At 44.7% G+C, this 10,616-nt stretch carries 10 protein-coding genes; 4 read left to right on the top strand and 6 right to left on the bottom strand.

Annotation, left to right across the window (positions count from 1 at the left end; genetic code table 11):
• The first annotated feature begins 129 nt into the window (after positions 1-129).
• A complete protein-coding gene (locus tag TSUB_RS08695; protein WP_087018408.1) occupies positions 130-2,115 on the top strand; it encodes a tetratricopeptide repeat protein in 1,986 nt (661 codons plus the stop codon).
• Positions 2,116-2,160: 45 nt separating this feature from the next.
• On the opposite strand, the gene TSUB_RS08700 is transcribed toward TSUB_RS08695, so the two are convergent.
• The 6 genes from TSUB_RS08700 to TSUB_RS08725 all read right to left on the bottom strand — a co-directional run bounded on the left by TSUB_RS08700 (position 2,161) and on the right by TSUB_RS08725 (position 6,177).
• Positions 2,161-2,604, bottom strand: a complete 444-nt coding sequence (locus TSUB_RS08700) for an exoribonuclease R (protein WP_087018410.1) — start codon at positions 2,602-2,604, stop codon at positions 2,161-2,163.
• A 76-nt stretch (positions 2,605-2,680) separates the two neighbouring features.
• Complete coding sequence (locus tag TSUB_RS08705) at positions 2,681-2,905, bottom strand: hypothetical protein (RefSeq protein WP_159064843.1); 225 nt, start codon at positions 2,903-2,905, stop codon at positions 2,681-2,683.
• Positions 2,906-3,152: 247 nt separating this feature from the next.
• Positions 3,153-3,650: a hypothetical protein gene (locus TSUB_RS08710; protein ID WP_087018414.1), complete on the bottom strand. Its 498-nt coding sequence runs from the start codon at positions 3,648-3,650 to the stop codon at positions 3,153-3,155.
• Between the two features lie 2 nt (positions 3,651-3,652).
• Entirely contained in the window at positions 3,653-4,276 is a 624-nt protein-coding gene (locus TSUB_RS08715; protein ID WP_087018416.1) for a class I SAM-dependent DNA methyltransferase, read from the bottom strand.
• A gap of 212 nt (positions 4,277-4,488) precedes the next feature.
• Entirely contained in the window at positions 4,489-4,695 is a 207-nt protein-coding gene (locus TSUB_RS08720; protein WP_159064844.1) for a hypothetical protein, read from the bottom strand.
• Positions 4,696-5,277: 582 nt separating this feature from the next.
• The gene (locus tag TSUB_RS08725) at positions 5,278-6,177 is read right to left on the bottom strand and encodes a LysR family transcriptional regulator (protein WP_087018420.1); all 900 of its coding nucleotides are present in this window, start codon (positions 6,175-6,177) and stop codon (positions 5,278-5,280) included.
• 107 nt (positions 6,178-6,284) lie between these two features.
• On the opposite strand from TSUB_RS08725, the gene TSUB_RS08730 reads away from it, so the two are divergent.
• From TSUB_RS08730 to alr, 3 genes are all read left to right on the top strand, one after another.
• Entirely contained in the window at positions 6,285-7,133 is an 849-nt protein-coding gene (locus TSUB_RS08730; protein WP_087018422.1) for an SDR family oxidoreductase, read from the top strand.
• Positions 7,134-7,605: 472 nt separating this feature from the next.
• Positions 7,606-9,240 carry a methyl-accepting chemotaxis protein gene (locus TSUB_RS08735; protein WP_087018424.1) on the top strand — a complete coding sequence of 545 codons (1,635 nt, stop codon included), beginning with the start codon at positions 7,606-7,608 and terminating at the stop codon, positions 9,238-9,240.
• A gap of 81 nt (positions 9,241-9,321) precedes the next feature.
• Positions 9,322-10,542 (top strand): alanine racemase, encoded by a 1,221-nt coding sequence (gene alr / locus TSUB_RS08740; RefSeq protein ID WP_087018426.1) that lies wholly within the window; start codon positions 9,322-9,324, stop codon positions 10,540-10,542.
• The last annotated feature ends 74 nt before the right edge of the window (positions 10,543-10,616 follow it).

Consider the following 10,616-nt stretch of genomic DNA (forward strand, 5'->3'; position numbering starts at 1 on the left):
ATTGAACTTCAGATGAATAGCTTGTTATTTTTATAGTTCCCTTTGAGTGAAATAGCGTGCACGAGCAAAAGTAGTGTTGAAATGGTTCGAGGGTGCGCTGAGGTAAATTACGCAATCAAGGATGATGAAATGAGCAACCCGTATCAAGAAATCGAGACGTTACTTGACCAAGAGAATTACAAAGAGGCGCTTGTTGCGATCGATGCCACGCTACAAGCTATTCTTACTGAACAAGATGTTCATCTCTACGCTCAGCATATTAGCTACCTCTATTTCAGAAAAGCGGAAGCACACTACTATTTAGGTGATTTTAAAGCCGCAATCAGCGCCGCTGATACGTCAACTCAGTATAACGAGTATGCCGATAATACGGCGTTATTTGGTCACTTACTCTTTGAAGCGGGTTATCCTCATGATGCGCTGACTGCCCTGTTGAAGTCTGAGCAGTTCGGAAGACGTGATGCTTGGCTGTATAACAACATCTCGCACCTCTACGACATCACTCATGACGACACCAATGCACTCGACTATCTAAATAAATCGCGTGAAGCCGAACCTCATCAAGCCGACATCGACCTTCGTGAAGGCTTATTGCGGATAAAGCTCGCCCAGTATGATAACGCTATCGAGTCTCTTTTTGCTTACATCAGTCAGCAAGGCCGTATTGATAACGATGCCATAGACGCTATGGGATACGCCTACAACAAGCTAGGCGACTATCAAGAATCTCTCAGTTGGCTCATTCGCGCTGTTGATATCGACAATGATAACCTCGCGCTTTCCATCACTCGCACCAAAATACGCAACCACTTTGCCCTTGAAAACTATGACGCAGTCACGGAAATTCTGGCAGCACTGAACGATGTCAGAACAATCACTCGGTTTGTTGACCTAATTGAACGTGTTAGCTACATCAACGCGTTTATCCCAGCATTAGAAAGCTGTGCCGTAAACGATGCAGAAGAACGTTTCGCTCAGCAACTCTGTTTAGCGAAGGCTCAGCGCCTTGCGTGGAACAGCGAGGATGCACTGGCCATTCTCGACGCCTTGCGCGCAGAAATTCCACAGGAAAGTAAATACAGAATCGCCTTAGGTCAACAGTTCTCAGACAATAAAGCGCACACTGAGTCAATCTGCGTTCTTTTTGAATGTGAAGCGCTCGATCTCAATGAGCGTGAAAGCGTTGAGCTTTATCGCTATCTGATTTGGAACTTGAATCAGCTTGAGGACTACGATACTGCTCTCACTTATTGCGAAAAGTCCTTAAAGATTGATAACCAAAACGCCTATACCCATTGCGAAGCTTCGTTTATTCTCGGAGAGCTAAACCGTTTCGAAGAGGCAGTTGAAAGCGGGATTCAAGCCATTACGCTCGGGTTAGACAACTATCGTGTTTACAACAATGTGGGTTGGTATCATCAATCGCTTGGCAACTTTGAAGAAGCACTTAAATACTACGCGCACGCCAACAAGCACAAAGAGAACCACGATGATTTACTCTCAGAAATCGCGTTCTGTTATGGACAACTTGAGCAGTATCCACTCGCATTCAGCCATTTCAGGACAGCACTATCACTCAGCAAAGACGATACGGTTTTAACACGAATATCAGAGCAAAGTTACGCACTGATGGAAGCACTCTTCAATGAATCAAACCAAGCTGACCTAAACGGTAAAGCCTATGAAGACATCGCTGAAATCTGCGCACACTTCAAATTTAATGAGTTTGGCTTTCATGCCGCTAGCCACGCGCTACATGGGGAAGGCACGGATCAATACCGAGCGACGATCCTCGTTGCACGATTCTTAATGAATCTAGGCATGTATGACAACGCTGAAGCCCTCTACGAAGCACTTATTCAACACCTCGATGACGTGAACAGCATTGAAGCAGACGGTGATGACGTCGACGAAACAAATAAGATGTTCGCTGAACGAATCCAACAAGACTATGACATCGTTCTCTTTAATTACGGCATCTGTTTGCATTACAACGAGAGCGATAAAGACGCCAACCGTTTCTTGCTTGAAGCCATGGCAATCTCTAATGACAAAGACGCCATGGCACAAGTCTATGAATCGCTTGGATATGTCTTAGCTGAGCCGGCCAGTTAACGGCGCATAACGACAGGCACTTCTATCGCTTATCGATGTTCAATATCACGCTTCGGCTTCTTTGGCGTATTGATGCAGCAGTTCGGTTAAGGTTTTGACCCAGCTAAAGACATCTTTCGGTGCATCCACGACGAGGGCTTCTACCATTTCACAGTGCTTTTCTAAGCTCACCGCCTCTTCAAGACGAAAAGAAACCGCATAAAAGTGCCACAGCAATAAACGGGTCATACGAACAGTATTTTGATTGGCATTGTTTGAATCTTCAAACGCTTGTTGGACTTCGCTCAATGCGATAGCAGACATGCGTAACAAGGCATCAAGCTGAGCAGCGCGCAGGCGATCATCATTTTCAACTTCTTCTTGTTCAAAGGTGAACAACTCAGTCATGGTCTCTTCTGGCACCATGCGGCCAATCATACGCAGACTGAACTCTTCAAGCTCATGGCGCGGCATGGTCAGTAAGCAGTTGTATTGATAATCGCGTTCCATTGTACATTGCCTTTAGTCTTATTTTGGGCCGCCTATTCTAGGTCGAACCATCAAAATAGCAACCTTAGTGGGAAGCTTACCCATCAGCCCTATCGCCGCAATGCGCCATTTTGGCTAACTTAAGTAATGCATCCCAATCCGCACGGTTGACCATCGATTGATTCAATCTAATGCGCTCCTCAAACTGACCCGCCGCGTAATGAATCAGCACATACTGGCTTGATAACCTCGGCGTAACCAGCACGGTTTCCGTAGCAAACCCATTGAGATACAAAGTGTCTTCCCGTATAACAATATCCAATCGAGATCGTTCGCAGTAGTGCAGGAAGAGGCGACAACTTACAGCCAACGCACAAACAGAGAGCAATATGAAAAGTGAGGGGCTAAAGGTGTGGATCCACCAGAGGTAGATTGTCACAGAGATTAGATTGATGACACTTCCCAGCACCATTTTTCGTATACAAACTTGTATCTTTCTTTCCATCACATACTGCCTATTATCTTTACGTTTGTAACAACGAAGGATACATGAGAGCTAAAGCAGGGCGTCAATCATGGTATACCCAGACATTTTTCTCGAAGTCATAGTGATAAGTATCAAAAATGATATATGGAACACTGTAAAATAGCACTGGGCCTTCATCAAACAAGGTATACCCTGAGAATCCTAAGTTCTCTGTCAAACTCTTATTTGTTGTCCCAAGTGCTTCGATGTTGGGAGGATATTCACCATTAAGCGTTTCATAATCCACTATCCTCATCACTACCTCGTCGGCGTATATTCGCATCTTCCAATCGCGATACTGATGAATTGAAAAACACAGCGACAAGGCAATCACCCAAACCGAAGACCGAAACAACTCAACGCGTAACGACGCACGCTTTCGTATCACATAATACACGCTTTGTACGATGCGAGGGGCTAAGTAGAAAACAGTAAAAACCGCCAGGAATCCCATGAGACGTTGCGACAATAACAGCAAAACAAGCAGGCTAGCTATAATGTCCTTTCTAATCGTTATAACCGATTGTGGAAGAGTAAACATGTTTAATCCCTGCCCTTTTTGGCAACAAAGAAAAATAATGGGTAAGTTGCGTTTTTAACGTCTCCCTTATCCTGAATAATGTTGTAATACGGTTCGATGGTAATGTCAGGAAACCCAATACGCTCAGCCACTTTAGACAAGGCAACCGGGTCAAAACCGTTGTGGCCATTGAATTTCGGATTGTGTGCGTGAAACGAACCATCTTCCAGGTACAAGTCGGCAACGATTAAGCGGCCTTGGGTCGACAAACATTGAAAAGCTTGTTCAAAGAATGCGTTAACGTCAGCGACATGGTGCAACGTCATTGAAGTTACGATAATGGAATATTTACCTTTCAGTTCAGCTAAATGGGTACATTGCTGTGTATCAGCATTTTTAATTTCACTATCAGACAACTTTCTATTTACAATCTTCAGCATGTTTTCTGAAGCATCAACCAAGGTAACATGTTTAAAAGACGAGCAAAGTTGCAACCCAAGCAGTCCAGTTCCACAACCATAATCAACGATAGTTTCTGCCTTATCGAAGGCCAACTCATGAATTTTATCAGCGGTGGCTCGTGCTCGGTTTATTTTATCAGGGCACTGTTCCCATTTGTCAGCGATACTATCAAAGTAGCCATCCATTTAACTTGTTCCTTTTCGCAACAAATAGCGTACCTCAAGAAGTTTGAGCATCACACCATAGCGCGTCAACAACTGAAGCGCTTTGCTTCTTATTGTCGATTAATGTAATAAAAGATACGATGAGTATCTGAGCATGACGACAATCAACACGTTTTTTTCATAAACTTTTTGGCCAACTACAACATCACCCTTCCGAAATATCAAAGAGACCATTAACTGTAGAAGTATACCCAGACGTTTTTCTCGAAGTCATAGTGATAAGTATCAAAACCGATATATGGCACGACATAAACTAATGTTGCCTTTTCATCATGCAAACTGTAATACGATGTCCCTAAATTATCTTGTAATTGCTGTATTGTGATACCAACAGTTTCGATACTGGAAGGATATTCACCATTGAGCGTTTTATAGTCCATTATCCTCATCACAACCTCGTCGGCGTATATTCGCATCTTCCAACCGCGATATTGATGAATCGAAAAACACAGCGACAAGGCAATCACCCAAACCGAAAACCGAAACAACTCAACGCCTATTGATACACGCTTCCTTATCACACAATACAAACTATGTACGATGCGAGGAACTAGGTAGAAAGTACCAGCAAAAGCCGCCACGTATCCCCCGTAAAGTTGCGACGATAGCAGTAAAACCAGCACGCTGACTATAATATCCTTTCTAATCGTTAAAACTGATTGTGAAATGGTAAACATGGTTAATCCCTACACTTTTTGGCAACAATAAATAATGGGTAAGTCGCGTTTTTAACGCCTCCCTTATCCTGAATAATGTTGAATTACGGCATAGCTACCGCACGCAAAAACTCACGCTAGACAAAAGGTATATTCAAGACACTTCAAGATGTTTGAGCATCACAGCATAGCGCGCCGACAACTGAAAGGCTTTGTTTTATATTGCAGATTAATGTAGGAAAAAATACGATGAGTATCTGAGCATGACGATAACAAACACGTTTGTTTCATAAAATTTTTGGCCAATTACAATATCAACCCTTCCGCCATCTCAAACGCTTTCACCTTCTTTTCAATAAACTGCAGGAAGCTTCTTGTTTTCTTGGAAAGAAACTCTCGCTCGGTATAGACCATGTAAAAGTCAACGGGATGCGCTTTATGTTCAGGCAACACTTCGACTAGCTCGCCCGCTTCAATCGCTGCGTTCACTTCATAGCGATTTAAATAAACCAATCCTAACCCCGCAATCGCGGCACTGATGCACTGCTCAGAGGCATCAAAGAGCATTTCAGGGGCTTTGGGATGAAGCGTCTGGCCTTGAAAATACCAAGGTAATGTTTGCCCTTTCACACTGAGGCAAATAAGTGGCATGTCCAATATATCGTCAGGCGTTTTAATTACCGTTTGCGTTGCTAACCAGTCGGGGCTAGCAAACAGACCATATTGAATACTGAACAACCGCTTGGCAATCAGGTTGGAGCTTGCGAGTGGCCCTTGTCGAAAGGCAACATCGAGTTGATGTTGATGAAAGTCTAAATAGTCATTGCTATGGATGACTGCTGTTTTTACTTTCGGGAAGCTTTTACGATAAGCAATGAGCCAATCATTCAAAGGGCCACGCGCAAAGCTGCCGGGAGCAGTCACACGCAATAAGCCCGCGGGTTCATCTTGCTGGCTTTGATGCCAATCCTCTACCTGCGCTTTCACTTCGACCAATTTTTCTGCCATGGGTAACAATTGGCGGCCTTGCTCAGTCAAGGTTAACGATCGCGTACTCCGTTGCATTAACTTATAGCCTAACTCGCGCTCTAGTTTGGCAATACGGCGACTCACATTGCTGCTTGGCTGACGTAGAAAACGGGCAGCAGCCGCAAAAGAATTGAATCTTGCTACAGCTTCAAACCAAACGACCGCTTCAATGTCCATACATTTATCCCATTTATGCACTATTTAAACCCATATTAACCCACTAATAACATGAGTAGAACCCCTCTATGCTCTCTTAAACACATCAAAAGAAGAAGGACAGTTTCGTGAAAAACATCGCTATTATTGGTGCGACAGGCATGTTGGGTGCACCTGTAGCCAAGCAGCTCTTGGTTGATGGTTATAATGTGCGCGTACTCAGCCGCAATCCACAAAAAGCACGCCAAACACTCGGAGAGAAATTTCAGTACGCAAAGGCAGATATCTTCGATGTCCACAGCCTCAAAGCCGCATTGCATGACATTGATGCCGTTCACTTAAACCTCAGTGGTCAGAGTAAAAAAACCTATTACGCCAACCATGTCGTCGGCACCCAAAATGTTGTCGAAGCATTACGCGATCAACCTGACACCTTGATATCGATGATCTCCAATGCCTCAGCATATCCTGAGTTCAGTAGCCGCTGGGATAACCGCTACAAATGGGAGGGTGAGCAAATACTCAAGCAAAGCGGTCACCCCTATCTCGCGTTTTTACCAAGCTGGTTTCTCGAATCAATCCCTCTGTTTATTCAAAAAGACAATTTGGTGCAAATCGGCGCCTCAAAGAGAGAAATACCCTGGATAGCCGCCGCAGATTACGCGAAAGAAGTCAGTAAGGCCTACCAAGACTCGAAATGCCGTAATCAGCGCCTGACAATTTATGGCCCTCATGCTCTGCCAATGCGGGCCGTGTTAGAGAAATATGCGCAGCAACATGATTTGGCGCTCAAAAGCATGCCCGCTTGGTTAGCCAATCTCCTAAGCTGGGTAATTCGCGACGAATCGCTTAGAGATATCACCGACTTGCTCACCCATTATGAGAAACATGGCGAAAAAAGAGGTGCTCACAGCATTTGCACGCAAACCAATGTCGATCAATGGATACTAGAGTCATCCATTTCCGCCACACAGTAAAACCATGACGCCCCAACGCGCAGCGAGTGTTTCGATACTCGCTGTACTCAAGAGTGTCACTTTGTAGACTCAAGTCACCATGGCGATTAATCAACCAGTTGAAGAATTTCATTAGTCACTTTACTCATCAACTTACGGTACACCTAACTTAATAACAAAATCGTTATGTTCACTGAAATGGACATCAAATATTCACGCTCCGGCTTAGATGATGTCAACACCAGTAGGAATAGTGCCAATATTCACATATCAAGATATATCAAAGACGATATTTAATGGCTAAGGAAATTCCGTTTTAAATACTTCCTAAGTGAATAAAAAAATCATCGTAAAAACCACCACGCAAGATGTAACAAAATATTTCAAACTATTTATTAATATAATTATTGGTATAGAATCACCCACCTCATGGATCGGAGAACTAGACAGCATTAAGGATAAACAAAAGCCAAAAATATAATCAGAGGATCACATGTTTTTTCGTAACTTAGCTGTGAGAAAAAAACTAACCATAACGTTTGCACTCATCGCTGTAATTAACCTCGTTTTTGCCTTCTTTTCATTTGGTGGATTAAAAAAAATCCACGATGAACTTATCAATTATTCCGATGACACCTTGCCTGCAGTCATGTCTGTCGTATCACTACAGAACCAGTTTGCCACACTACGACTGTCTCAATATAAGCTATTGAAAAATTTCGATTCTCACAGTGAGCTGATCGATGAAATCAGCCAAAACGACAGACAGAAAGTTGCACTAACACAAGCTCTCAACACCTATGGTCGAACGGTATGGCCCGGTGAAGAACAAGAGACATTTAATCGTTTAATGGCTGATTGGGGCACCTATTTGCAACTCAGTGAAAAATATCAATCTTTATTGATGACACACAGTAAAACTGAAGCGCAAAGATTAGTGGTAAATAATCAAGAAACTGCGGACAGTATGAATGTGTCATTTACAACCCTTATTAGAATTTTAAATGAGGCAATGCAGGGCAATCGTAACAGTATTATTGGTGAAATCAGTGATCTTGAAACAAAGACATGGGTAAGTAATACCTTCATGCTTTTCATTATGTTAGCAGCCACTATTTTATTGACCAAAGCTATCTGCGGCCCACTCAATTTAGTTGTTGGATTGGCAAATCGCATTGCCCATGGTGATCTCTCCTCGACAATCGATACAGACAAACTCGGCAAAGATGAACTTGGCCGCTTAGCGAGCGCTGTGGATACAATGCAAAGCAACTTGAAGCAGCTTATTGAACATATCGCGAACGCAGTCACACAACTCAATAGTTCCATTAACCAAGTCAGCGCTGTCTCGCGTCAATCTGCGCAAGATATGCATTCACAGCAAAACGAGACTCACCAAGTGTCTGTGGCAATGACCGAGATGGATGCGGTCATCTCAGATATTTCAAAAAACACTGAAAACGCGGCGCAAGGGACACATTCAGCAATGACCCTCGTCGATTCAGGTAATCAACAAGTCGCGTCGATGGTCACCGCGATGGAAGAAGTCGCACAATACAACCGCCGTTCCGATGAGACGGTCGCAGAACTCGAAAAACGCTCGCAACAAATTCATGTCTTTGTCGATGTGATTCAAGACATTGCAGAGCAAACCAATTTACTCGCACTCAATGCCGCGATAGAAGCAGCGCGCGCCGGCGAGAGTGGTCGAGGTTTCGCCGTTGTTGCCTCGGAAGTACGGTCACTCGCGGGGCGCACTCAAGAATCAACAGGCGAAATCAGCACCATCATTGAAGCATTTCGAGCCAGTACACAAAGTGTCAAAGCGGTATCAATCGATAGTCAACGCAGCACTGAACGTTGCCTCGAAGTTGGCCAGCAAGTACAGCAAACCATGGCGGCGGTGCAGACCGCGGTCACCGACATCTCTGACATGGGCACGCAGATTGCGAGTGCCTGTAGCCAGCAGTCCAGTGTGGTCAGCAGCTTGACCACACAAGTTGAAAACATGCAGCACTCTTCTCAACAAGTCGCTTCGGGGGCGCAAACCACCGCCAACGCCTGTACCGAACTCGACATGTTGGCTGAGTCACTGCAGCAATCTGTCAATAAATTCAGGCTGAAATAACCTCAGTCTAAACCGCGTTACCTAAGATATTGTCAACAACTCCCTTATCGCTCACTTTGATAAGGGAACACGGAGTTATTCATGAAAACCAAACTCACCGCCGTCGCTTTTGCACTCGCTGCCACACTGACAACCAGTGCTATCAGTGCCCCACTCTTGTCTGGTATCGAAGGCCAACACAGCCAAGTACACAGTACAAGTAACGCATGGCTTGAAGTCAGTTTGTCTCAGTTTGCTGATAACATTCAGCGGTTCCAAAGCCATGTGAATGCCGGTACGGAGATCTGTGCCGTGATGAAAGCCGACGCGTATGGCAATGGCATTCAAGGGCTAATGCCAACTATTTTGGCGCACAACATTCCTTGTATTGCGATTACCAGCAATGAAGAGGCACGCATCGTTCGTGAGGCAGGGTTTAACGGCCAACTGATGCGCGTTCGCGCTGCGAGTGATGCGGAGATTGCCGCAGCCATCGACTACGACATTGAAGAACTCGTCGGTTCGCTTGAAAAAGCGCAGCGTATTGCCAATATTGCTGAAGCGCACGGCACAGACATCGCTGTACATTTAGCGTTGAATTCTGGTGGTATGGGGCGCAATGGCCTCGACATGTCGACCACTACTGCGCAACAACACGCGATTGCCATCACTGCGTTAGATAACCTCGACGTCGTGGGTATCATGACCCACTTCCCAAACTATGAGGTTGACTATATCAGAGACAAAGCGCAGCAGTTCGAGCAAAGTGCGCTATGGATTATTGAACACTCAGACCTCGACCGTGATGATGTCACACTGCATGCCGCTAACTCGTTTACCTCACTGAATGTACCTGAAGCCCAATTTGATATGGTTCGTCCAGGAGGCGTACTTTATGGCGATCTACCTGGGCACCCTGAATACCCAAGTATTGTGAGCTATAAAACCAAAGTAGCGTCTCTTCATCGCTTGCCGGCAGGCAGCACCGTGGGCTATGACAGCGTATTTGTCACCAAGCGCGATACTGTACTTGCTAACCTTCCCCTTGGTTATTCTGACGGTTATAACCGCAGCTTGGGCAATAAAGGTGAGGTACTGATTCAAGGCCAACGTGCACCGATTGTGGGAAAAATTTCGATGAATACTACCATGGTCGATGTGACGGATATCGTGGGAATTTCCACTGATACAGAAGTGGTGCTCTTTGGTCAACAAAAAGAGAATGCCGTGACGATCAGCGAGCTAGAAACACACACGGATATGATTTTCCCAGAAATATACACACTTTGGGGGAATTCAAACCCACGACACTATGTCGAATAAGTGGAGACCAAAGCAAAGCTTCCATGAAGCAATGTTTCTAGGCTCGCGACTTTTGTGACAGCTTATTGACTTCA

The organism is Thaumasiovibrio subtropicus (genome assembly GCF_019703835.1).
GTDB classification, from domain to species: domain Bacteria; phylum Pseudomonadota; class Gammaproteobacteria; order Enterobacterales; family Vibrionaceae; genus Thaumasiovibrio; species Thaumasiovibrio subtropicus.